Here is a 23,860-nt window from a genome sequence, read left to right as displayed (position 1 = left end):
CACAGCGAGCGGCGCGGCGAGCGACGAACATCGCGCGGGCGGGCGCAGCCTCGGTGAGTTCAGCCGGGGTGGGCCGACGTCAGCTTGTCCGGGACAACCCGAGCGACGGCAGTTCCATGGGGCTGTTGCCTGCGTTTTCATTCCACGCGCGATAGGCCAACGCCGAGGGTTCTGAAATGCGGTACGCGTCCCGTAATCCGGTTACCACCATCGACGCCAGCCGCCGATAATCTGCCGACGCCAGCGGCCACGGCGACTCGATCCACCAATTTCCGACGTGGTCGAAGTCCGGCGGCTGCCAGCCCGCGTTCGCGATCAGCTCATTACCCTTTTCGCCCGCCTGTACGGCCGGCTCCAGCCACCTGTCGCCACCGAGCTCCGCGGCGAGTATGTCGTCGAATTGGCGGAACTGCGCGTAACGCGCGACCTCCGAGGTCGGGGCGGCCTCGGCGATGATCACCACCGCGCCCGCGGGCAGGCCCGCCAGCTCCTCGGCCAGCCCGTCTGCGAGTTCTTCCCACCCGTTCAATCCGTGTCCTGACCTTCGAGCTCGACGGCCTGGTCACGCAGCGCGAGCTTGGCGTTGGTCAACAGTGTCAACTCGACCGCCGACTTGAGTTTCTGCAGCACCAAGGTTGTTTCTGTTCCCGCCCAACGGATCTCGGGGGACTTACCCGGCTTCCGCGTGGTCGGCTCGCCGAGCGCACCGGTCAGCGTGGCGCTCATCCTGACGAAAGCGTCGCGGGTCTGCGCCTGTCCGGAAGATTCGTCGCGCCCACCACCGGTTACCTCCACGGTGATGTAGTCCGCCCGGCCGTCCCAGCCGATGATTCCCGCACTGTCGAACCCGAAAATGGCATCGAACATGACGAACTTCGGTTCGGCCACCGCTATTTCCCAGCCGAACGTATCCGCTACCTGAGCAGCGTCGTCCATTCGCCACGACCACTCCAGGGAACGCAGCTTGGTAGCCAGGTCGACGATCTCCTCGTCGGTCAGTGCGCGCCATTCCGTCATGCGATTACCCTAGTTGTACCGTCGGACCTCGTCTTTCCGCGCGACCGACTGTGCCACAACGGGTAGGCATATTCAACAGGGACGGTCGAACGTCGGCGGACCGCTACGCCGAGCGCGGACCGCGAGTGAGCTGCGCCTTTTCGATATCGGCGACGAACTGCTCGACCGCGGTCAGGGCGGCGCGGGCTTCCGGCATGACCCGATGTCCTACCTGGAACACGTGGAACATGCCCGGCCACAGCTGCACCTCGCAGCGGCCGCCCGCGGCGCGTTGCGCGGTGCCGAAGTGCTCGGCGTCGGCGCTGAGCATTTCGCTGGCCCCCGCTTGGAGCAGTATCGGCGGCAGGTCGGGGCCGACGTGGGCGGCCACGTTCAGCCGCGGATCGTCGAAATGGGTTGTGCCGGTGTAGAGCCCGGTCATTCGGGTGGCGAGGCCGAAGGACATGAAAACGTCGTTCACCTCGGCGCGGCGGGCGTCGGCCAATGACCAGGTCGGATCGACCAGTGCCGAGAAGCCGACGACTGCCCTGGGTTGCGGTAGGCCGAGTCGGCGTAGTTGAACGCATAACCCGAGGGCCATGTGGCCACCCGCCGAATCACCCATGAGCACGATGTCTCGGGCGGCGTGGCCCTGTTCGAGCAGCCACAGGTAGCCGTTGAGCACGTCGTCGTGGGCGGCGGGGAAACGGTGTTCCGGGGCACGGCGGTAGCGCAGGCTGAACGCGGGTCGATCCAGTCGTCGTGCCAGTTCGGAGACCAGGCCCCGATGGGTGGCGGGACTACAGCCGACGTAACCGCTGCCGTGCAGGTAATAGATGAACGAATGCCCCGGTTCCGGTGCCGCGCCGACCCATTCACCCATGGTCCGACCACGCGGGCCAGGGACATCGACCGGTGTGGTCGGCAGTGTGCGGTCGAACCAGATCCGGCAGGCGACGGCCAGACCGAGCCGTGCGCCGGCGACTCCGTACCGGTTGGCGGGCAGTCGGGCGCCCAGCGGGCGGAGCGTGGACTGCATCGCGAAGATCACGCCACGACTGGCCATGGACACCGGATCACCTTTGATCATCTATAGATTGAAGCAATCTCGGCGGTTGCCGGCAATAGCGGTTACAGCAACTCGGCAGAGTGCACAAAAGCAGGTACTACCTGCTGTGTCGTGGCACATCACGGGCGATTACTTCCGGCCGTCATGTGCCCCTGCGAGTCACGCGAAGATGGTGGCGCGGCGGGTCGGATCGGCGACGACGTCACGGACCAGCAAACCGAGATCCATGTCGGCGGGTAGCGACCGGTAGGTCGATGTGGCGGCCACGACGCCCGCGACGCTGACCACGAATCTGGTGTTGCGCTGATCTGCGGGGTACCAGTCGACGGTGACCGGGTCGTCCAGATCGATGTCACGGTCACCGATGCGCAGCGCCAGTCTGCCGTGGTGGCGGTAAAGCACTACCGAGACTTCGCCCAGATCGCCGTAGACGCCGCCGAGGCGACTCATATCGGCGGGGGTCGCGCGCAGCGAACCACTTGCCGGATCGAACTCGGCGAACACGCCGTAGCCGACGTAAGGCCGCACGACAATCGTTGTGCCGCTGCGGTTGTCACTGGTGTACGACCGCCGGCCATAGCCGTTGCGGCCGCCGTTGCCACCCGCCTGCGGTCCACCGCTCGTGGGCGGCAGCGGAGCGAAGGGCGGCACTGGCGGCAGCGACGATCCCGGTGGAATCGGCTCGGCCGGTGTCGGATTCGACGACCCGGGTGACCACGGTGGCGCGGACCCAGAAGGGGCGGGTAGATCCGGGGACGGAGTCGACGGGTGCGGAGATGTCGTCGGTGGCGGTGCCCACGCCTGAGGCGGCCCGGGTTGCTCCGGCGCCTGCGGCGACTGTGGCAGGTAGGGCAGTTCAGCAGGCACAGGCACGTCAGGTCGTGCCGGCAGCTGCGGAGCGGCAGGCGGTTCCGTTGGCCGCGGCACCTCGTGCGGGTTCGGCGAGCCGGACGGCTGCTGTGGGTGCGGCAGCTCAGGCGACACCGGAGTCTGGGGCGGCACCGGTAGACCAGGCACCTGTGGCGGCACAGGCGAACCCGGCAGAAACGGCACGTCCGGCAGCTCAGACGGCAACGGCAAACCCGGCGGCAGCGGCGGGCGCGGCACCTCAGGCGGCGCCGGAATCTGCGACGGCTCTGGCAAATCCGGCGGCACGGGAACTTGCGGCGGCTGCGGCAAATTCGGCGGGACCGGTACCCGAGGCGGCACAGGCGGACCCGGCTGCGACGGCAAATCCGGCGGCACCGGTACCTGAGGCGGCGGCAGGTCCGGCGAGACAGGCAAACTCGGCGGCACCGGAACCTTCGGCGGCACCGGCAGATCCGGTGGCGCAGGCAGATCCGGTGGCACCGGCAGCCACGGGGGCAGCGGTGGGCGCGGCACTTCAGGTGGCAACGGCGAATCCGGCGGAGCGGGCACCAGAGGAGGCGACGGCAGGTCCGGCAAGTTCGGCAGCACAGGCACAGGCACAGGCGGAGGGACAGGCAGACCCGGGGGCACCGGCAAATCCGGCAGCTCCGGCGGCCACGGGGGCAGCGGTGGGCGCGGCACCTCGGGTGGCAACGGCAGGTCCGGCGGAGCGGGCACCTCGGGAGGTGACGGCAAATCTGGTAGCTCTGGCAACTGCGGTGGAATAGGCAGATCTGGTGGCACCGGCAGGCCCGGTGGCACCGGCAGATCTGGTGGCACCGGCAAGTCCGGTGGGTCAGGCAAATTCGGTGGCAGCGGCGGCCACGGAGGCAACGGCGGGCGCGGAGGTTCGGGCGGTACCGGCGGGCGCGGAGGCACCGGCGGTTGCGGTGGCTCGGGCGGTACCGGCGGGCGCGGAGGCACCGGCGGTTGCGGTGGCTCGGGCGGTACCGGCGGGCGCGGAGGCACCGGCGGTTGCGGTGGCTCGGGCGGTACCGGCGGTCGCGGAGGCACCGGCGGTTGCGGTGGCTCGGGCGGTACCGGCGGTCGCGGAGGCTCGGGCAGTACGGGCGGACGCGGAGGGACCGGGGGACGTGGAGGTTCGGGCGGCCGCGGAGGCTCGGGCGGAGTTGGTGGTTGTGGGTCGGGTACGGGCCATGGTTTCGGGGCCGAATTGAACGGCTCGGGGAATTCGAACTCGTAGTCCTTGGGCGGGTGCGGGATGTGCGACCTCAGGGCTCGGCCGGGCAACTGTGGGATGCGGCGCGAATCTCCTTGGCCGGTATCGGATTCCGGGGGTTCACCGGCGTTTCCGCGATTCGTCCGTGGACCGCCCTCGGCGGGTTCGGGTCTCGGAGCGGATTCGTCTGCCGATCCTGGCGTGCGCTGGGAGGGGTCGGGATCTGTCCCGGATTCACGGTTGGCTGACGGGCCAGCGTTGTCGACCGACGGATCGCCGACCGCAGCAGGATCCGGGTGCTGTGACGGAAATCGGGGCGTCGCCCCGTCCGGGTCGGTCTCCGGTTCGCGGCTAACTGACGGCTCGGAGTCGGTGGCCGAAGGGTCCTCGCCCGCAGCGGGATCCGGATGCGCCGGTGGGATGCGGCCTGCCGATCCCGGCGGGTTCGACGGCGGATCCTGTGGTGGGACGGCGGTTGTGGGTGGTTCCTCCTCGGGGCCATGGGAGTCGCGCCGCGCGAGTTCGTCGAATTTGGCGGACATCTCGCGGTGCGCGTTCTCGAGATCCGCCATCAGGCGCTGGTGTTCGCCCTGGGCGGCGAGATCGTTGCGGATCCGTTCCAGGTGGTCCAGGACTCGCCGCAGTTCGACATCGGCTGCGTCGGCATGACGGCGGTAGGCCTCGTCCACCTTCGCCAGCTCACGCGCCAGTGCGGCATCGATCCGGGACTGCGGGTCGGCTGAATCAGGCTCGGGCCCCGCGTTATGCGTATCGAGCTGCCCGGTCAGCTCGCGACCGATTTGCTCCAGATGATCGAGCACCCGCTGCAATTCGGCGTCGGCCTCCGCCGAGTGACGCCGATACGACTCGTCGAGGGCGGCTACCTCACGCGCTAATGCCTCATCGATCCGTGAGCGCGGATCCGACGAATCCGACTCCGGCACAACATCATGCCCGTCGGCGCGCCCGGATATCTCTCGCCCGACCTGCTCGAGATGATCGAGTACCCGCCGCAGCTCGGCGTCGGCTTCATCCGCATGACGCCGGTAGGCCTCGTCCACCTTCGCCAGCTCACGCGCCAACGCCGCATCGATCCGCGACGGCGGGTCAGCCGAGTCCGACTCCGGAACAACATCACCCGCATCGGGCTGACCTGCCAAATCGCGACCGACCTGCTCGAGATGGTCCAGCACCCGCTGTAACTCGGCGTCGGCCTCCGCCGAGTGACGCCGATACGACTCATCGAGGGCGGCCACTTCATGCGCCAAGGCTTCATCGATCCGCGAGGGCCCGTCCGGTTGCGTGTCCGAACCGGGTCGGTCGTCGCGTCCTTCCGGTTTGCCGGTCGACGGCCCCTCGGGTGTGGGCGGCAGTGTCTCGACCGGACGAGTGGGGCCGCCGGGTCTGTTTTCCGAATTCTTCTGTCGTGCAGCATTATCCGTTGCGTCGTCCGTCTTCGCCCCGGGCGTTCCCACGAGTGGCTGACCATTGCTACCCGATCGTTCGGCGGCACCGCCTGACCCGGGTCGACGGGGCGGCGGATCGCTGGGAGTCGAGGCCTGGGCGGGCCCATCCTCATTGGGTCCGCCCGACGGGGGCGGCGTGGCAGGACGGTCACCGGGTCGGCCGGACTGCTCGCTCGCCCCAAGGGACTCGGGTGCTCGGTAGAACTCCGCCGCCAGGTCGGCGAGGTCCCGGATCTGCGCCGCCCGCTGAAGCACCTCGTCGCGCATCTTCGCGATTTCCGCGGCCAGCTCGGTGGGACTCAGCCCCTCGTGCTTCTCGATCTTTCCATCGCGGTACGCCTCGTACACCTTGCGGAATGTGGCGTCATCGGCACCGGCGAGATCGACGCCGACCAGCCGGGCCCAGTCCCGGTTGGGGTCGGGTCTGCTGCTCGCGGGGTCGCTGTCGCGATTCCATGCACCGTCGCCGTCCGGTTGTCCCGGATGGTCCGCGAGCGTCTGTCCGAAGTCGAGTGGATCTGCGGAACTCAGTGCGTCGCGGATGATGTCGCGCAACGCGTGGATCGCGTCGGGGTCGTGCACCGGCGGCTCACCGGTCACCCGCGGATCAGCGGACAGGTCACCGCGCGGCACATCGGAGTACGGGTCGCTCCTGATCAGCGCGTCTGTGTACTCGGTGAGCGCGTCGGTCAGCAGCTCCTGCTTGCCGTCGCGTTCCATCCGGGCGAGCAGCTTGCGCAGCTTCTTCGGATCCAGGCTGTTCGAGTCCAGCCCGTGCACGAGCCGGCCCGCTTCGTTCTTGGCGTACTTCGGCGGGAACAGCTCGGACGGCGCCACGCCGAGCCGCTGTGCCAGCTGGTCGCGGGCGGCGACGAAGGCGGCCGGGTCGAGATCGCGGAGTTGCTTGGCGTAGGCGACGAGGTCGGCTACCTGCTGTGCCCGCAACGCATTGCGGAAGTCGTTGTCGGTCAGCCCTTCCGCGAGACGCTGCGGGGTCAACTCCGCCTCCGGGATGCCGAGGCGCAGGGCCAATTGGCTACGCGCATCGCTGATGTCGTTGAAGGACGCGATGTCGTTCATCGAGCGCGCGAAGTCGGCGAGCGCCTCGATCTGCCCGGCCCGAACGGCGTTGTCCAGCTTCAGATCCGCGATCGTCTGCGCGAGCCGATCGGGGTGCAGCGACTCCGGGCCGAGCCCGAGTGTCTGCGCCAGATCCACCAGCTCCCCGAGGATTTCGGCGCGGGGTCGCGGCGGCGCTTCCGGAGCATCGCCGACGACGGGCTCGCTGAGCGGTACGTCGGCCGGGTCGAGCACGACGGGCCGCCACTGACCGTCGCTGTCGCGCAACAGAGTTACCGCGAGCTCGCGGCCATCGATGGTTTCCCGATGGTGGTAGACGTCGGGAGTATCGACCGGGTCGAGGTAGATCCGACCGGACCGGTCCGTGCGCGCGGAGTGGTAATCCACTTGGACTTCACCGCGATTGAGCGCCTGCGCGAGGTCCGGGTGCTCGGCGAGCGCTCTGGCCAGTGCGGCGGAGCGATCCTGTGGCCCATCGATGACGACGAGCCGATCCGGCACGCCCTCCCCGACCGGGATGCGGACGACCTGGTCGCCGTACGGCTGCCCGATGGGCGGCTGATCGTCCGATGTGGGATACAGGCGGAACTCGGCGGCATCGGTGAATTCGGCGACCCGCTCGGCGCGTGCCTGGTTCTCAGCTCGCAGCTGGTCGAAGAGCTGCGTGCTGAGCGTGTCCAGGTCGAGCCCGAACATCTGTGCCCAGGTAGACAATTCGTCCCGGAGCTGATCGCGGCGCAGCGCATGCTCGAAGAACGCCCGCGGTCCTTGGTCCCGACCGAGTTCGTCGTCCTCCGGCCCAATATCACCCCACTCCTTCAGCGGGTCCGCGCCGTTGCCGACCGGCGTGTAGTTCTGCACGCCGGGCGAACCGTTGAAGGCCGCATTGATCTCTTTGAGGAACCGGCCCATCGGGTTTTCGTCGAAGAAGCTGACTTCATCGGCGTACGGGACGGGCTGACCGGCCGGGTCCGGCCGGCCACGCCGGACGGGACGCTGGTCGGACTCGTCGAAATCGTCGTCGTCGAGGAAGAAGTCGTCGTCCTCGTCGCGCCTGCGCGCGTCGGGCCCCTCGAGTTCGCCGGGTGGCCGATTCCGCTGCTCACCCTCGCCCAGTGCCGGTCGCGAGTCTCGGCCTGCCACATCCTCTGTGGTGTACGGACGAGTCTGTTCCTCGTTGTAGCGGCGGAACGCGTCCGCGAGTCCTTCGATCGCCGCGGCCTCGCGCAGCGTGCGGTACTCCTGCTCGTCGATGAGCCTGCGGACCGTCGCCGGATCCTCGTCGGGCAGCTCGAAGCCGAGCCGATCCGCCAGCTCGGACAGCGACTCGTGCTCCGGTGGCGGCCCATCCGGCTCGGCCACCGGCTCCGGCTGCGGGGGCGGCTCCTGCTCGAGTGCCCTGGCCTCCTCCTCGGACACCAGCCCCAGCCGTTCCATATCGTCGACGATCCGCTGACGCTGATCCGGATCGGCAACGGAGAGTGCGTCTTCGAGGACGCCTCTGGCTTCCTCTGCCGAGATCCGTTGCACTTCATAGAGATCGGTGATGGTCTGCCGAACCAGTTCAGGGTCGGCGTCGCTGACCCAGAACCGGTACTCCGCGCCGTCGGCGGTGCGCGGCACTACGTAGTCACCCACCGCGTCGGGAACGCGTCCCGACAGCTGACCAAGAATGGGGACGTGTTCCCGGTTCAGCCACATCGTCGCGCCCTCTTTGAGGATGCGAGCGACGTTGGGCGCACCGCCCGAGCCCTCCGGGGAGGGGGCGGGCCCCATGGTCGGGAGGTCTGGGTTGGGCGGCGGGGTCGGCGCCGGGGCCGGAGGTGGCGGATCGAAAAGGTCCGGTGCGGCGACGGCCCCATCACGCAGCGCCGTTTGTCCGCGCCCGTCCTCACCAGAGCCCGACGGGTATTTGGGGTTGTCACCCTGGTAGCCGCGAACATAGGTCCGGTCCCGAAAGCGTTCCCACGCGTTGCGAACTCGTGACTTCTTCTCGACTTCGCCGGAGCCCTCTCGCTGAGCAGGCGAGTCACCCTCGTCGGCGGGTACTGCGCGCCAACGGTCTTCGCCGTCCGGATGCAGCGCCAGCGGCACCGGTTCACCGTTGATGTCGAGGGTGAGCGGATGGGCGTCGTCGGCCAGCACCACCGAGTCCGGCTCCAGCACGGGGGGTCCGCCGGAGTCGTTGTCGTGCTTCGGCTTCGATGACGAGTCGTCTCCGGGGTCACCGGGAGAAGCGGGCGGTTCGATGGGTGGCTTCCGCGCGCCGCCGTTCGAGCCCGAGGCCGGTTCGACGGGTTCACCGTCCGGCTCGGGTGGCCGTTGCCCGACGTCGACGTTGCGCAGTGCCGGTTCCCGTGACGGCACCTCGGCATCATCGCGCTGTTGCGGAATTCCGTTCTCGTCGAACAGGATCGTGCGCGTGAGCTGCACCGGATAGTCCGAACCCGGCAGGATCGGCGGGAACGGGTGCCGAAGTCCGGATGCCGGATCGTGCACGACGATCTCGCCGTTCTCCTTGACCAACACGTAGGCGTGCGCGCCGACGTTGTGCTCGTCGGTCTTGCCGTACACGTCCACGACCAGCGCGGCCACCCCGTCGGGGCGCTCTATCGGGTTGCCGTCGGAGTCGAGGATCAGACTTCCGTCCGGCCTTGTCTCGTACATCAGCGCGTCACGAATCGCATTGTGGTCCGCGACATCTCGTAGTGGTGCCTGCGCTGCCTGCTCGATTTTGTCCTGGGACACGCCGTCCGGGCCGACCTCCCCGGTCGGCGGTTCGATCACCGGGCTGCCGGTGATCCGGCGGATCAATTCGAGACTGCGCACCGCACAGTCGCGCGGATGGTCGGTGTTCGCCGGATCAGGTTGCGCGGCGGCACTGTGGTCGTCGGTGCGGGCGACGGTCTCCGGGTGCGCGGTCCGATCCGATCGTGGCGATGCCTCCGCGCCCGCTGGTGCGGCCAGCGGCAGCAGGCCGATCGCGTCGACAGCGGACGGATCGCCTGCATCGCGAGGTTGCGGCCCATCGGTGGGCACCACGGACTCGGGGTCGACCGTCTGCCGTACCGGCGCGGAACCGTCCACCCCGGCTCGGATACGCGGGGGCTGCGCACCGGTGGACTCGGACTGCAACGCCGATTGGCGGTCTGTACCGTGCGCCGCTGTATCTGCGAGACCCGTGCGGCTCGACTCCGTGCCGGAGTCGGTGCCGTCCGCACGGAGGTCGCCGGCCCGGGGTCGATCGCCCACCGGGCGAGGTTCGCCGGCAGCGCGGCTGTCCGGGGCTCCAGCCCGCGGTTCCATACCCGTTTGCGTGCGCGGTTGGTCGACCCGCGGTGTGTCGGAACCGGTCTGCACGCGCACGTCCGGCGATGCCGTGCGCGGAGTAGTGGAAGATGCTGGGGTGCTGCGGCTTTCGCCGCCGACGGGATTCGCCGTGGTCGGCTGCGCGGGAGTAGATCCCGGGTTTGCGGTGGGTGCGGTATGGGCCGGTGTGGTGGCGGCCAAGCCGTCACCGACATTGTGGTGCACCGAAACCGGGTCGTTGTTGGTAGATGCCGCGTCGATCAGGCCATCGGAGCCTGCTCCGCGCACGGCATCCGCCTCTGGCGCAGCTCCTGCCCGCTGGGTTCCGGCACCGGCCGAATCAGACTGTGCGGCAATGTGATCGGCACCCGCGGGTGCGCCATAGATCGATCGCGTACTGCTGTCGCCTGCCCGAGTTTGAGATTCACCGGTGGAACGAGTGTCCGACGTCTGATCCCCAGCGGCGCGGTCTTCTCCCCGGGATGTGTTGCCGCTCGACCGATCTGCGGCATTGTTAGATACGGCCTCATCGGTCGATCCCCCGCCGTCGCCCGACCTGTCGGTTGCTCCGGTGGCCTCGCCCGAGTCCCGGCCGTTGGCCGCGTCCGCTCCAGTCTGCCGCGCACCAGCATCTCCCCCGGTACTTCTGCCGTCGGCATCCGAAGTTCCGGCGGGCCGGGTCGTGTCGTCACCCGCCGCACCGCGGCCATTGTCGCCCGCCGATCCCCGGCCGTCGCCACCTCCGGCGCCCCGGCCGTCGCTACCGGCCCCAGCCCGGCCATCGTCACCTGACGTACCCCGCCCGCTGCCATCCCCAGCACCGGCAGGCAACCCGGCACCGTCGGGCCGAAGCCCCACGCGCGCGCCGTCATTCGAACTCGAACCGTCACTGCCCGCCGTATTGAAGACATCTTCGAACCGGGAACCGAAACTGGACCGGCTGAACATCTCCGGCCGCATGCTGCCCCAAGCATGCTGTGCCCCAACTTTGTTCACCGCCGACATCGCACCGTTCGAGGCGCCTGCGGTGAACATCCGCCAATCGACCTGAGTGTTCTTCAGGTTGTCCCAGGCATCACCCCACCCGTTCTTGGCAGCGTCGATCCCGAACTGCGTGGCGGTCGCGGCAACGAAACCCGCTCCGGCACCGGCCAAACCGGCGGCGGGTCCGGTGATCGCGGCACGCATCCACGGCTTCATCTCCGCGCTCAGCTTGTTGCCGAGCCAATCGCCGAACGGACCTGCCGCCGCACCGCCCGCGGCCGAGCTGACGGCGGTGACCGCGACCTGCTCCCAGTTGATCTCCTTGCGATTGCCCTGCGATACCTGCCACTGCTGGACGCCGAGCTCCTGCAGCGTGCCGAGCACCGTATCGATCGCCACATGCCGCAGCATGAATTTCGCGAACTTCGACGCGACGAGCTTGCCGACGTGCCGGATGATCGCGGCGACCACCCGCTGGCCGATGATCCGCACCGCCACCCTGGTGATGCCGATCGCGGCCGCCTGCACCGCAGGCGCGGTCGGCGGAAACAGCCACGCGGCAGCGAGTTCGGCGGCCAGCAGGCCGAGCGAACTCCAGTACATCAGCTTCGCGTACTCGATCTCGGTGCCGACGCTGTGCGCGGATTCACCGATCTGGTCGAAGAGTTCGGCCAGCTTCTGCACCGACTGATCCTGGTCCGAGCCGTCGCCGGACCGCATGCTGTCGAAGCCCTTGATCATCTCTTCGACGCCCTCGCCGACCGGGTAGGCGGTCAACGACGCACTCTTCGCCGCGTCGATATCGAAGAGCACGGCGCGCAGCTCGTCGGCGGCGGTGTGCCAGTCCTGGGCCAGCGCCCACATCTGGTCCTCGTTGCCCTCCGGCCACTCCATGCCGACGATCGGCTCGAGCCATTCCAGCCAGCCAGGTAGTTCGATCATGTTCGGTTATCCCGCTGTCAGCAGCGCGACACGGTGTCCGGGCCGCCGCACGCGACGATCTCGGCGACCGGACGCGCTTCGGCTTGCCCGGTCCTCAGCTGCGCACGGAGCGTGGATCAGCTGAAACCATCGCGGTTGCCGCGCTCCATCTTTTCCAGCAGCTTGGCGCTCTTGGTCTGGCCGGTGGAGAAGTTGCCGAGCGAACCTGCGATGTTCTGCGCGCCCGTGATGATGTTGTCGCGTGACGAGGTGTAGCCGCCGGAGCCATCCGCCCCGTTCGCGAAGCTGCGGCCGAGTGTGTCGTTGCCCCAAGGGTTGCCACGGGAGTTGATCGAGGCCTGCAAGGTGCTCAGTACCCCGTTGATCCGGTCGCGTGCGTCTCCGGTCTTCTTGGCCGCCTTGAAGAACAGCTCCGACTCGTACTGGACTTTGTCCGCCACCGCGTTCCCTCCGCGTACGTGCGGTCACCCGCACCCACTTCAGCTCGTACGCCTCCGACGATGACAGTCGATAGCAACTCCCCTGTTGCCCGCACATGAACGGAGAGTGCCGCGACAGTTACATGCAACAGGTGGGTACACCTAGCCGTCGATCCAGCGAAATGTGCTATACGCGTTGATGTTCGGTGAGCGGTCTGATATCAGTCGGCACCGCGGGGACCGGCCGACGACGGCACGGTCACGTAGTAATAGGAACGCAGGCGAGCGCGGCATCTCGGCACGCCGCAGCCGGGAGCGGACACTCGAGCGAGCGGCCCGGCCATAAGGTTCCGGGGGCATGCTCAGCTTGGCGTCGCTTTGCGCATGCCCCCAGATCCCAACCCCGACGCTACATTGAACAACGTACCGCTGTCCAGCGGCAAGTTATAGGCGCGCACGAGCCCCCGGATAAGGCCGATCCTTCTTACTGACCCGGGAACTCGTCAGCCAACTCGGGGATATCGCGTTCGAGATATTTGGCGACGAATCGATCGACCAGTTCGGCCGCCACCTGACCAGGCACAACCCGAACGGCGGCAACGCGCTCGGCAAGTTCGGCCCGATCCGCCGACGTGCGCCCCGATTGCCGGAACGCGCGCCATGCCGTGCGCTCGAACCCGTCTACGAACCGACGCGCGATCCGGTCGCAATCGCCGCGCAACCGCTCGACCTCGTCGAGCACCTGGGCCGGCGGCGCACCCGACGCCGCCAACTGCTGCGCGATCCGAACGAGCTGATGGTCCGCCACGCGATAGGTGGCGGCGTCGAGTGGCTCGTACATGCCGGACGCGACGACCCGCGCGAGCCCTTGCGGGACGTCACGGTACAGATCCGCGAGTTCTGTTGCGGCAATGACCATTTCACTGACCGCAGGCGGCGCATCGGGGTGGATCGGCACCGCGGTCTCGGTCGGCATCGCGACATGCGCGAGGGCCTCCGGCTCCGGAACGCCGAGGATGTCGCCCAGGTCGTCGCCGCGATCCCACGCCTCGAGCAGTTCCCGGATGCCGTTCAGCTTGATGCCCCGATCCAGCAACCGGCCGATGGTGCGCACCCGGTTGAGATGGTCGGACCCGTAGAACCCCGTGCGACCCTTCACCTGCGGGGGCGGCAGCACCCCACGCTCGTGATAGACGCGCAGACTCCGCACGGTCGTACCCGCCTCACGCGCCAGCTCGTCGATCGTAAACTCCGTACCCGCTGCCATATCTCAAGGAAACCACACCGAAACGTGGGTTGATCCCTGGTCCGAGGGTGCGGTACTTCACCATTGCGCCGCAGCCATGGACCGCAGGCCGTTCGCTGAGCCCACTCTCCCGCGCCGATGTGCCGAGCGAAGCCGCCCGAAACGGTTTGCCCTCCGATAGCCGTTGGCTCTCGCCAGATGACGATCTCGTGTCCTCAGATGACAATCATGTACGTCTATTGAACGTGCCGTTAAACAACGGTACGTTGTTGGACGTTATGACTGCCGTCACAGGAAAGGCCACGCATGACTATCGTTCGACCTCCCTCAGCGACGCAGGAGCAGGCCGCGCGGGCGCTACACGCCGAGGATGTGGGATATCACAAGGCGCTGCGCCCACGGCAGCTCCAGATGATCGCCATCGGTGGCGCGATCGGCACCGGGCTCTTCCTCGGCGCGGGCGGCCGGCTGAAGGAGGCCGGGGCGGGGCTTTTCCTGGCGTACGCGGTGTGCGGCGTGTTCGTGTTCTTCATCCTGCGGGCGCTCGGTGAGCTGATCCTGCATCGACCGTCCTCCGGCTCGTTCGTCTCCTACGCCCGCGAGTTCTACGGCGAGAAGCTGGCGTTCGGGATCGGCTGGATGTACTTCTTCCACTGGTGCATGACCGGCATCGTCGACATCACCGCGATCGCCACCTACGTGCACTACTGGGGCAGCCTGCAGGTCATCCCGCAGTGGACCATCGCGCTCATCGCGCTGGCGCTGGTGGTGAGCATCAACATGGTGTCGGTGCGGTGGTTCGGCGAGATGGAGTTCTGGGCGGCGCTGATCAAGGTGATCGCGCTCATGGGCTTCCTGATCGTCGGCACTTTCTTCCTCGCGGGCCGGTTCCCGATCGAAGGCAACACCACCGGCATCAGCGTGATCAGCGACAACGGCGGCCTGCTCCCGAACGGCCTGATTCCGGTCGTGCTGTGCACCACCGGCGTCATCTTCGCCTATGCCGCAGTGGAATTGATCGGCACCGCGGCCGGTGAGGCGGAGAACCCGGAGAAGATCATGCCGCGCGCCATCAACTCGGTCATCGCCCGGATCGCGGTGTTCTACGTCGGCTCGCTGGTGTTGCTCTCGCTCCTGTTGCCCTACACCGCTTTCAAGTCCGGCGAGAGCCCCTTCGTCACGTTCTTCGCCAAGATCGGCATCGACGGCGCGGGCACGATGATGAATCTGGTGGTCCTGACCGCGGCCTTCTCCAGCCTCAACGCCGGGCTGTATTCGACCGGGCGGATTCTGCGTTCGATGGCCATGAACGGCAGCGCGCCCAACGTGGCGGCGCTGATGTCCCGGCGCGGCGTGCCCTACGTGGGCATCCTCGCGACCGGCGCCGTCGCGCTCGTCGGTGTGGGACTCAATGCCCTGGTCCCGGAGAAGGCCTTCGAGATCGTCCTGAACATGTCGGCTCTGGGCACCATCACGGCGTGGGCGGCGATCGTGCTCTGCCAGCTCAAGCTGTGGCAGTGGTCCCGCGAGGGACGGCTGGTACGACCCACCTTCCGCCTGGTCGGCGCGCCGTACACCAGCATCGCGACGCTGGTGTTCCTCGCCGCTGTGGTGCTGCTAATGCTGCTCAGCGACAGCGACGTGCAGCGCGGTGCCGTCATCGCGATGGGCGCGATCATGGTTCCGGCCCTCGTCGGCGGCTGGTTCCTCGCGCGGCGCCGGGTTTTGCATGTCGCGGCGATCCGCACCGGCTTCACCGGCGCGTTCCCGGTGCTGGCCGAGCGCCCGCTGGAGCACCGCGACCGCCACATCGCCGATATATCCGGCGCAAGCAACGGCACGACACCGCACGATGAGGCAGAATCGCGCTAAGGCCGACCTGTCCCGCCCCGCTCCGCAGCTCGGCGACCCACCGGGGCTGCGGGGCGTGGCGGTGTCGGCCCGATGTTGTCTTCGTGGGTGTTGAGAGGGTCGAATGCCGGACTTCAGTGGCTCCGACGATCCTCCCCCCGTCGCCCACGCCAGCACACTGATTCGCGACCCCACCGAAATGGCGTACCGGGCCACCTTCCCCTGGGCGACCCGACGGGTATCGGCGACCGAGGCGTGGTCGTCCGACGACGAGGATTCGATCTCGTCGGAGGCCGAAACCCGCTCCAGCCGCAGCGTTCGGTCCCGCAGTGTGCGCCGCCTCAGCGCGGGCCTGGTCGAGCTGCCGCGGGTGTCGCTGGTCGACCCGGCGACCGCGATGCTGCGCAATCCCGAAGTTCCCGAGGACAAGCGGTTCTGCTGGAAATGCCAGAAGCCCGTCGGCCGCTCGGCCGGCAACGGAGACGGCGCGTCGGCGGGCAAGTGTCCCCGCTGCGGTTCACCGTTCAACTTCCGGCCACTGCTGGCCCGCGGCGATCTGATCGCCGGTCAGTACGAGGTGCAGGGCTGCCTCGCCTACGGCGGAATGGGCTGGATCTTCCTGGCCCTCGATCGCAATGTCAGCGACCGCTGGGTGGTCTTGAAGGGGTTGCAGAACCCGCTCGACTTCGAGGCGCACGTGGTGGCGCTCGCCGAACGTCAGTTCCTCGCGGAGATGGCACACCCGGGGATCGTGAAGATCTTCAACTTCGTCAAACACCGGTCCGCGGAGGGCATTCCGTGCGGGTACATCGTGATGGAGTACGTGGGCGGGCAATCGCTGAAGACGATGCTCGATCTCCGTGCGCCGGAACGCATTCCCGTCGCCGAGGCCATCGCCTATGTGATGGAGGTGCTGCCCGCCCTCGATTACCTGCACTCGTTCGGCCTGGCCTACAACGACCTCAAACCCGACAACATCATGGTCACCGAGGACGAGGTGAAACTCATCGACCTCGGGGCGGTGGCGGCCAGGGAATCCGGCGGCAGCCTCTACGGCACGCACGGGTACCAGGCGCCGGAGTTCACCCAGACCGGCCCGACCGTGGCCTCCGACATCCACACCGTCGGACGAACATTGGCCGCGTTGACCCTGGATATGCCCACCGAGCCGCACGGCCCGAAACTCCCCGGCATTCCGTCGGCGGACGAAGAACCGGTGCTGCGTCGCTATCCGTCCTTCGAACGGCTGCTGCGACGGGCCACCGATCCCGATCCCGCCCAGCGCTTTCCCTCGGCGTACGCGATGTACCGCCAGCTCGCGGGCGTGCTCCGCGCGGTCCTGGCCGAGGACACCAACCGCGAGTATCCGCAGACCTCCGCCGTATTCGGTTCACCGCGTGGCGATTTCGGTATCGACACACTGATCCGGCAGAACGTCGGCTTCGTCGACGATGCCCATCGCCTGCCTGTGCTCGACACCGCGAGCGTCGTCGCCGCGCTGCCGGTGCCGTTGATCGACAGCGAGGACCCGAGTGCGGAGCTGCTGTCGCCGTTGTTGCACGGTGATCCGCGGCAAGCGCTCGACACACTGCGCCAGAGCACCGCCGACATGAGCGCGGGAGTCGTCGGCACGCCCGAAAGTTTCGACCTGGAAGGGACATTGACCGCGGTGCGGGCGCACCTCGATCTCGGGGAGGTCGAGCAGGCACGGGAAAGCCTGGCGCGCTTGCGGGCCGACTATCGCACGGACTGGCGGCTCGACTGGTACACCGGCATCGCCGAACTGTGTTGCGCCGAATACGAATCGGCGTACGAGCAGTTCGATCGCGTGCACTCCATGGTCCCCGGTGAGATCGCGCCGCTGCTCGCACTCGCCGCGACCGCCGAGCTCCTCTTGCAGACGCAGGAGAACCCCGACGAGCCGGATCGGTGGCACCGGGCGGCGACCGAGCATTACCGCTCAGTCTGGCGGAACACCCGCGGTGTGGCGAGTGCCGCGTTCGGTCTGGTGCGACGGCTGGCCGTCGACGGGGATGTCGCCACCGCCGTCGCGACGATGCAGCAGGTGCCGGATGCCTCGCGGCACCACAATGCCGCCCGGATGACCGCGTGCCTGCTGCTGGTCACCAGACCGGTGGACGAGCTGACCCAGGCCGACCTCGATGCGGCAGCGGCGCACCTGCACGCGCTACCGGACGAGCCGCGACTGATGCAGTTGCGGGCGATAGTCCTCGGCGCGGCGCTGGCCTGGCTGAACCGGGGTGGGCGACCGGAAGCGCCGCCCACCACGATCCTCGGCTTCCGCTATACCGAGGCGGGTCTGCGCGGCGGACTGGAGTCGGTGTTGCGTGCGGTAGCGCGCACGACACCGAATCGGCTGCATCGCTATGCACTGATCGACTTGGCCAACGAGATTCGGCCTCGTTCCCTGTGGTAGCCGAGGCGCACTGCTTCCACTGCCCTGCCGCACGGCATGATCAATGGCTGTGCGCGTCCTACTGCAACGAGTGACCTCAGCCCAGGTGAGCGTCGACCACGAAATCGTCGGCCGCATAGATCCGACAGCCTCGGGAGTTCCGCACGGGCTCGTCGCCTTGGTCGGCGCCACACACGGCGACACCGAGTCGACCGCGAAGACACTCGCCGACAAGGTATGGCGGCTGCGCATTCTCGACGGCGAACGCTCCGCCGCCGATCTGGCCGCGCCGATCCTGGTGGTCAGCCAGTTCACCCTCTACGCCGATACCGCGAAGGGCCGCCGACCGTCCTGGAACGCGGCCGCACCGGGCCCCATCGCCGAGCCCCTCGTCGAGGCGTTCGCCCGAGCGCTGCGCGAACTCGGCGCGACGGTAGCCACCGGTCGATTCGGCGCGCACATGCATGTCGAGCTGGTCAACGACGGCCCGGTCACACTGCTGCTGGAAGGTTGAGCGACACCACCGGCCCGAAGCACACCCCGCCCACATCACCCGCAGAAGATCCTCGTGCGCCGAGCCGGTAACCGTGACAGACTCGTGCGCAGAAGGTGCGGGTGGCGCGATGCCGCCGGTTAGCGGAGGATCATGCTGGAAACGAGGGACGCGATGGATCTGGACGCGCTGGAGCGTCGGGTCGCCGCGGATCGGTATGCGGCGCTTGATCGTTCGATCGAGGCGGATCTGCGACTTGCCACCTCGCTCGCCGATCTGGCGAAGGGCTTCATCGCCACCAAGACCGACGGGTCGGTACGGGACCGGACCAGGGACGCGCTGGCGCCCGCCGAAGAGGCGGTCGGTATCCGGCTGCGTTTGCTGTCCACCGGACAGGTGCTGAACGCGCGCTTGGCGGGCGAGCTGAACGAGGCGTTGCGGTCGGTCGAGCTCGCCGCCAGGCACAGCGGTCGCCGGGAACTTGCGACCACCACCATCCGGCGCGCGTGTGACGCCTACCGGCAAGTGGCCCGGATTCATCCGGAGGTCGCGGGGCTGTGTGCCGACGGGCTGTCGAAGTGCGGTGTGTGGCTCGGGCGCCTCGATCAGGACGCCGCCGTCGCGGCCACCGAGGAGGCGGCCCGGATTCGCGCGGCACTGGCGGCGGCGAATCCGGAGCTCTCGGGCAAGTACCTGGCCAGCTTGAGCACGCTGCTGCGGACCCTCATGGTGGGCCGGTCCCGCAAACAAGCCCTCTCGATGTATCGCGAGCGGTATTCCGCGTTCACCTCGATGAGCATGTCGATCCGGTTGCGCGCGTGCGGGATTCAAGATCTCGATCTGACCCCGAAGTCGTACAAGGCGCTCGCGGAGCTCGGTTGCCGCACGCTGGAGCAGGCCGGACGGCTGACCCAGCAGCAGATCCTGTTCAAATCCTCGGGCGATCTGTCGACCGTCGAGGAGCTCAACTGGAAGCTGGCCCTCGTCGGTCTGCGACCGTTGCTGCCGGGCGCCGAGCCCGATCCGCCGTCGATGCCGGTGCAGATCGGCACCAGTTTCGGGGCGCTGAGCGTGTACTGCCCGGTGCCGGACGCGATCGCGCAGATCCGCGCGGCGATCATCGGCGCGTACGCGACCGACGACGCCTATCCGATGGACCGAGCCAGTTACCTCGGTGAGCACGAACAACATTGGAAGATCACCGACGCGGAGGTCAACACCGCGGAGAAGCTCGGCGACGATGTGGTGCTGATCGATCAGCCCTACGGCGGCTGGGTGACGGTGATGAGCCTGAACTGGGAGCTCACGCCGGTCGGCAAGCATCCGCTCGCGATGCGACTGTCCCAGGACTGGCCGGTGGCCGCGATCACGGTGACCGAGCACGTCGCCTACGAGCTGTGCTGGTACGAACACGGCGCGGCGACCCAGTACGCCGCGCTCGGCCGGCCGGCCGGGCAGGCGCCGCTGGATAAACCGTTGGCGCCGTTGGACTTCAAGATGCTGGCCGATCTGAACGCCGATCGCGCCAACGAGACGAAGCTGCGTGCGGCGTTCGGCAACACCCAGATGTTCGCCAACCTCACCTATCTTCCGTCGAGCGGTCTCCGGCAGATCAGCGCGACCACCCCGCTCGCCGAGCACGGTGATCGCGTGTTGTTCTTCCGTACGACGCCGTGAGGTGTCAGAGGGCGGTGTTCGGCCGCATCGGCTGAATGGTCGAGTTGCGGCCCCAGATGAACCACACCACCGGGCCGAGGAACGGGAACGCGAGCATGAGTAGCACCCAGATCGCTTTGCCGGCGGCCTCGTAGTTGCTGGACCGTAGCGCGCTCACCACTCCCGCGATGAACAAGACGAGGGCGCCGATCGCGACGGCGACGGCGAAAACGCCGAGGGCGATCGAGCCTGCCGTTTCGGCGGCGCTGGCCAAGGCCGGGGCGGAAGCTAGAGCAATCGTTGTCATGCTCATCAGCGTAGGGACGGGCCCTGCGCAGCACATCGGTGACTAACCCTGAATTTGCTACGCCCCCAGGGATCGCGGTGTACGCCTCGGGGATGACTCGGGGTGCGACGTCGGGGTGGTGTGTGCCCGCTTCGGCGTCAGGGTAGCCCGAAAGTCAAGTATTAAAGTACCCCGGGTTCGCAATCTTGCGCCGCGCGACTGATGCCGGGAATCCAGTGGCGGCGTGCAGCTGCACGGATCTGCACGTCAACCCGGCAGACGGCGCGAAACTCCCAGGCAAACTTCTCGAGAACTAATTGAACGGAACGTTTATGCCCTGCCATGGAGTGCTCTACTGAGATCACGCCCGAACGGTGTTGTAGGTCACCCTCAGTGTCCATAACGCACCAGCTCGGGCGGCTTCACCAGACACACGATGCTAGTCGAGGCTCTTCTCATGGACCAACTGGCGTTGGCGGAAACCCCAGCCGCCCGATGCGCCTATTACCGACACACCTGCGACCTCCCCGCCGGATTCCTTCCGGAGATCGGCCGGATCATCGTCCGCGCCGGATTCGTCGGCGCGATAACCATGCCCGCCGCGCTCGGTCAGCAGGTCCACGACGATTTGATACATCATCGAAATCCGTTGGGCCCCGTCATCTCTCATGTGCGCTCGAAGCGCTGGACCTTCCTGGTCCGGCCGGATCTGCCCGACGACGTACGGCTGTTCGCGGAACTGTTCCGGCTCAACGTCTCGATCGTGCCGATCGGTGGTGAGATCGCGCTGCCCTCGCCTGCTGATGTGCACGCCGGGTATCGCGAATGGATTGTGGCGCCGGAGAACCGCTTTCGGCCCTCCGGTACGTCGATCGTGGACACCGTGCGCTCCTGCCGGAACACAGGTATCCGATGACCACGGGCCAACTCCCCGCGAAACATCAAGTCCTGCAAGCATGCCGAGGTGAGCACCCGGAGAACAACCCACTCCTGCGGTGCGCGCACGAACTGACCACGCTGCACGAACGCAGACTGGGCGCGGGTCGTGAGGTCACCGACGAAATCGACGCGCTCCGAGCGAGTTTGGTGCGTGACATCGACCGCTGGATCACCGTCCAGCTGCCGCCCGCGCACGGTGCCGCACACGTGCACACCGAGACGGTCGGTGCCGTGATCGACCGACTCGCCCAGTTCACGGCCAACGCCTACGCCGCGCTGGCGAGTGCCTCCGAGTGGGACCTGTGGGACGCCTGGCAGCGGCTCGCGGAATTGGCCGTCGGCTACGACGACCTCGCCGCCGAGGTGTCCGCTGGCGTACGGCGGTTACCAGGCGCGTCGTAAATTTCACCCGCGCGGCGGCGACCCGGACTTAGGGTGGGCGCATGGGGAATACGACTGATCGAGATGCGAGCAAGCGTGCCCTGCATGCCCGGCGGGCCTCCTCCTTCGGCGCCCACGCCATGGACTATGCCGAACACCGGCCGGACTATCCCCTGGCGGCCATCCGGTGGGCGCTGGAGGCGGTGCCGACCGTACCGGCGCCGATCGTCGTCGACCTCGGGGCGGGCACCGGCAAGCTCACCGAGGGGCTGCTCGCCGCAGGCGTGTCGGTGGTCGCCGTGGAACCCGACGACGGCATGCGCGTCGAGCTGATGCGGCGACTGCCGGGGGTACGTGCGCTGGAGGGGTCGGCGGAGGAGATTCCGCTCCCGGACCGATCGGTGGACGCGATCGTCGCGGGGCAGGCCTTTCACTGGTTCGATCAGCAGCGCGCATTTCCGGAGTTCGCCCGGGTGTTACGCAAGCGGGGGACCTTCGCGGCGCTGTGGAACACCGACGACATGCGGGTGGGCTGGGTCGCCGAATTGGGGCGGGTCGCCCGCTCGGACGCGTCCGCCCCACCGCCGGAACTCGGCGACGTGCAGCTACCCGAGCACCCACTGTTCGAGATCTTCGAACGCGCCGAATTCCCGCATACCCAGCGGCGGACCGCGGAGTCGCTGGCCGCGACCATCGGCACCCATTCGCACACCCTGGTGGTGTCACCGCAGCAACGAGCCGAGGTGCTGCACCGCGTCACCGAATACCTGCGCAGCAGGCCGGAGACGGCGGAGGGCGAATTCGACCTTCCCCTAGTGACTTTGGTGCTGCGCGCCGAACTTCGAGACGACTGAGCGACTTCCGACGATCTTTCGCGCCGCCGGTGTCGCCGCCAAGCGACTACCTGCCGCAAGGGAATTCGCACACCACACACACTTTCCCGATGCCCGTGCTCGTCGTGCTGCAGGTGACGCGGGCCCGAACCGCGTGGTGCGCCAACCGTATTCGAGTAGTGGCCTACTCGCGTCGGCCCTACCCACCCGGACATACGCTTTCAGCAGAGTTCAGGTACCGGAGAAAGTCAGAGTTCAGGTACCGCAGGATCAGGCACAAATGTCGACCTGATTCGACACCGAGCAACGCTGCTCGGCACAACGTCACGGTCGAGCGCAGCAGGCGCAAGGAACGACGACACCGATCCAGCGACGCAGCTGGGTATCGTCCACGATTCGGTAGCGGCAGCAATGTGCCGCAGGCGAATCACGAGGCGAGATCGTCCAGCGGGGGCCGCAACCCTCGCCGGCGTCGGTGCGCATCGACTCCTCGCCGCGCGTGTCACCGGCCGCCAGTGTCTGGCGCAAACTGTTGCGCCGCCCGACCTTCCGCGTGGAGGGGCAGGAGTCGAGCGGCGCCTATAGTCGGCGCGCCCGCACTCCGCCTACTCCGGGCGGAGGGTGAGGATGCGCGGGCCGTTCTCGGTGACGGCGACGGTGTGTTCCCAGTGGGCGGCGCGGGTGCCGTCGACGGTGACCACGGTCCAGTCGTCGTCGAGCACCTGGGTCTGCGTGGTGCCGAGGGTGAGCATCGGCTCGATCGCGAGGACCGATCCGACCACGAGTTTCGGTCCCTTGCCGGGGTCGCCCTCGTTGGCCAGGAACGGGTCCAGGTGCATTTCGCGGCCGATGGCGTGCCCGCCGTAACCGTCGACAATGCCGTAGGCGCGGCCGTGCTCCTGCTCGGCGGCGCGGGTGCCCAGTTCGATGGCGTGGGAGACATCGGAGAGCCGGTTGCCGGGCAGCATCGCCGCAATGCCGGCCTCCATGGACAGCTTGGTCGCTTCGCTCAGCAGCCGGTCGGCTTCGATGATGTTGCCGACGCCGAACGTCCACGCCGAATCACCGTGCCAGCCGTCCAGAATGGCACCGCAGTCGATCGAGACCAGGTCGCCCTCGGTCAGGATTTCGTCTGCGGTCGGAATCCCGTGCACCACACGGTCGTTCACCGACGAGCAGATCGAACCGGGGAAACCGTGGTAGCCCTTGAAGGACGGCACCGCACCCGCATCGCGGATGAGCTGCTCGGCGACCTCGTCGAGTTCGAGGGTGGATACCCCCGGCTTGGCGGCCGCACGCACGGCGACCAAGGCGCGACCGACGATCGCGCCCGCCGCGGCCATGGCATCGAGCTCGCCTGCCGTGCGGAACGGCACGACCTTCTTTTTACGGTTGAAGACCATTC

General features: G+C 67.8%; 15 protein-coding genes. 7 read left to right on the top strand and 8 right to left on the bottom strand.

Annotated elements, in window-relative coordinates:
- Positions 1-79 precede the first annotated feature (79 nt).
- The 6 genes from NN4_RS08865 to NN4_RS08840 form a co-directional block, all read right to left on the bottom strand.
- Positions 80-529: a TY-Chap domain-containing protein gene (locus NN4_RS08865; protein WP_147129445.1), complete on the bottom strand. Its 450-nt coding sequence runs from the start codon at positions 527-529 to the stop codon at positions 80-82.
- A complete protein-coding gene (locus tag NN4_RS08860) occupies positions 526-1,017 on the bottom strand; it encodes a DUF6301 family protein (RefSeq protein ID WP_147129444.1) in 492 nt (163 codons plus the stop codon). The genes NN4_RS08865 and NN4_RS08860 overlap by 4 nt, the downstream gene beginning before the upstream one ends.
- Positions 1,018-1,120: 103 nt before the next feature.
- Positions 1,121-2,086: an alpha/beta hydrolase gene (locus tag NN4_RS08855; protein WP_147129443.1), complete on the bottom strand. Its 966-nt coding sequence runs from the start codon at positions 2,084-2,086 to the stop codon at positions 1,121-1,123.
- A 138-nt stretch (positions 2,087-2,224) separates the two neighbouring features.
- Positions 2,225-11,935 carry a WXG100-like domain-containing protein gene (locus tag NN4_RS08850; protein ID WP_147129442.1) on the bottom strand — a complete coding sequence of 3,237 codons (9,711 nt, stop codon included), beginning with the start codon at positions 11,933-11,935 and terminating at the stop codon, positions 2,225-2,227.
- A gap of 116 nt (positions 11,936-12,051) precedes the next feature.
- Positions 12,052-12,375: a hypothetical protein gene (locus NN4_RS08845; RefSeq protein ID WP_147129441.1), complete on the bottom strand. Its 324-nt coding sequence runs from the start codon at positions 12,373-12,375 to the stop codon at positions 12,052-12,054.
- A gap of 463 nt (positions 12,376-12,838) precedes the next feature.
- Positions 12,839-13,621 carry a MerR family transcriptional regulator gene (locus tag NN4_RS08840; RefSeq protein WP_135234818.1) on the bottom strand — a complete coding sequence of 261 codons (783 nt, stop codon included), beginning with the start codon at positions 13,619-13,621 and terminating at the stop codon, positions 12,839-12,841.
- Positions 13,622-13,906: 285 nt separating this feature from the next.
- Here NN4_RS08840 and NN4_RS08835 point away from each other — a divergent pair, with 285 nt between their 5' ends.
- From NN4_RS08835 to NN4_RS08820, 4 genes are all read left to right on the top strand, one after another.
- On the top strand, positions 13,907-15,472 hold the full coding sequence (locus tag NN4_RS08835) for an amino acid permease (protein ID WP_147129440.1): 1,566 nt from the start codon (positions 13,907-13,909) through the stop codon (positions 15,470-15,472).
- Between the two features lie 103 nt (positions 15,473-15,575).
- A complete protein-coding gene (locus NN4_RS08830; protein ID WP_147129439.1) occupies positions 15,576-17,888 on the top strand; it encodes a serine/threonine-protein kinase in 2,313 nt (770 codons plus the stop codon).
- Between the two features lie 49 nt (positions 17,889-17,937).
- On the top strand, positions 17,938-18,381 hold the full coding sequence (dtd, locus tag NN4_RS08825; protein WP_147129474.1) for a D-aminoacyl-tRNA deacylase: 444 nt from the start codon (positions 17,938-17,940) through the stop codon (positions 18,379-18,381).
- Between the two features lie 132 nt (positions 18,382-18,513).
- Positions 18,514-20,037 (top strand): hypothetical protein, encoded by a 1,524-nt coding sequence (locus tag NN4_RS08820; protein ID WP_246180783.1) that lies wholly within the window; start codon positions 18,514-18,516, stop codon positions 20,035-20,037.
- Positions 20,038-20,041: 4 nt separating this feature from the next.
- On the opposite strand, the gene NN4_RS08815 is transcribed toward NN4_RS08820, so the two are convergent.
- Positions 20,042-20,323, bottom strand: coding sequence for a PLD nuclease N-terminal domain-containing protein (locus NN4_RS08815; protein ID WP_147129438.1), 282 nt, complete (start codon positions 20,321-20,323; stop codon positions 20,042-20,044).
- Positions 20,324-20,759: 436 nt separating this feature from the next.
- Between NN4_RS08815 and NN4_RS08810 the strand changes: the two genes are divergently transcribed.
- Genes NN4_RS08810 through NN4_RS08800 form a run of 3 tightly spaced genes read left to right on the top strand, consistent with a single transcriptional unit; the run spans position 20,760 to position 22,476 of the window.
- The gene (locus NN4_RS08810) at positions 20,760-21,218 is read left to right on the top strand and encodes a DNA-directed RNA polymerase subunit beta (protein ID WP_135234815.1); all 459 of its coding nucleotides are present in this window, start codon (positions 20,760-20,762) and stop codon (positions 21,216-21,218) included.
- The gene (locus tag NN4_RS08805; RefSeq protein WP_107654166.1) at positions 21,215-21,643 is read left to right on the top strand and encodes a DUF4254 domain-containing protein; all 429 of its coding nucleotides are present in this window, start codon (positions 21,215-21,217) and stop codon (positions 21,641-21,643) included. Before NN4_RS08810 ends, NN4_RS08805 begins: the two co-directional genes overlap by 4 nt.
- 41 nt (positions 21,644-21,684) lie before the next feature.
- A complete protein-coding gene (locus tag NN4_RS08800) occupies positions 21,685-22,476 on the top strand; it encodes a class I SAM-dependent methyltransferase (protein WP_147129437.1) in 792 nt (263 codons plus the stop codon).
- Positions 22,477-23,060: 584 nt separating this feature from the next.
- Here the strand turns inward: NN4_RS08800 and map are convergent.
- Positions 23,061-23,858 carry a type I methionyl aminopeptidase gene (gene map / locus NN4_RS08795; protein WP_147129436.1) on the bottom strand — a complete coding sequence of 266 codons (798 nt, stop codon included), beginning with the start codon at positions 23,856-23,858 and terminating at the stop codon, positions 23,061-23,063.
- Between the last annotated feature and the right edge of the window lie 2 nt (positions 23,859-23,860).

This window comes from Nocardia ninae NBRC 108245, from assembly GCF_007990755.1.
Classification (GTDB): Bacteria; Actinomycetota; Actinomycetes; order Mycobacteriales; family Mycobacteriaceae; genus Nocardia; species Nocardia ninae.
Note: the sequence above shows the minus strand (reverse complement) of the source record. Positions and strands in the feature narration are given on the sequence as shown.

Excerpts from the sequence above, each read along its gene's own strand:
- NN4_RS08860 (WP_147129444.1), bottom strand. The coding sequence starts at position 1,017 with ATGACGGAATGGCGCGCACTGACCGACGAGGAGATCGTCGACCTGGCT.
- NN4_RS08855 (WP_147129443.1), bottom strand. The coding sequence starts at position 2,086 with ATGATCAAAGGTGATCCGGTGTCCATGGCCAGTCGTGGCGTGATCTTC.
- NN4_RS08850 (WP_147129442.1), bottom strand. The coding sequence starts at position 11,935 with ATGATCGAACTACCTGGCTGGCTGGAATGGCTCGAGCCGATCGTCGGC.
- NN4_RS08840 (WP_135234818.1), bottom strand. The coding sequence starts at position 13,621 with ATGGCAGCGGGTACGGAGTTTACGATCGACGAGCTGGCGCGTGAGGCG.
- NN4_RS08835 (WP_147129440.1), top strand. The coding sequence starts at position 13,907 with ATGACTATCGTTCGACCTCCCTCAGCGACGCAGGAGCAGGCCGCGCGG.
- NN4_RS08830 (WP_147129439.1), top strand. The coding sequence starts at position 15,576 with ATGCCGGACTTCAGTGGCTCCGACGATCCTCCCCCCGTCGCCCACGCC.
- NN4_RS08820 (WP_246180783.1), top strand. The coding sequence starts at position 18,514 with ATGCTGGAAACGAGGGACGCGATGGATCTGGACGCGCTGGAGCGTCGG.
- NN4_RS08815 (WP_147129438.1), bottom strand. The coding sequence starts at position 20,323 with ATGACAACGATTGCTCTAGCTTCCGCCCCGGCCTTGGCCAGCGCCGCC.
- NN4_RS08810 (WP_135234815.1), top strand. The coding sequence starts at position 20,760 with ATGGACCAACTGGCGTTGGCGGAAACCCCAGCCGCCCGATGCGCCTAT.
- NN4_RS08805 (WP_107654166.1), top strand. The coding sequence starts at position 21,215 with ATGACCACGGGCCAACTCCCCGCGAAACATCAAGTCCTGCAAGCATGC.
- NN4_RS08800 (WP_147129437.1), top strand. The coding sequence starts at position 21,685 with ATGGGGAATACGACTGATCGAGATGCGAGCAAGCGTGCCCTGCATGCC.
- map (WP_147129436.1), bottom strand. The coding sequence starts at position 23,858 with ATGGTCTTCAACCGTAAAAAGAAGGTCGTGCCGTTCCGCACGGCAGGC.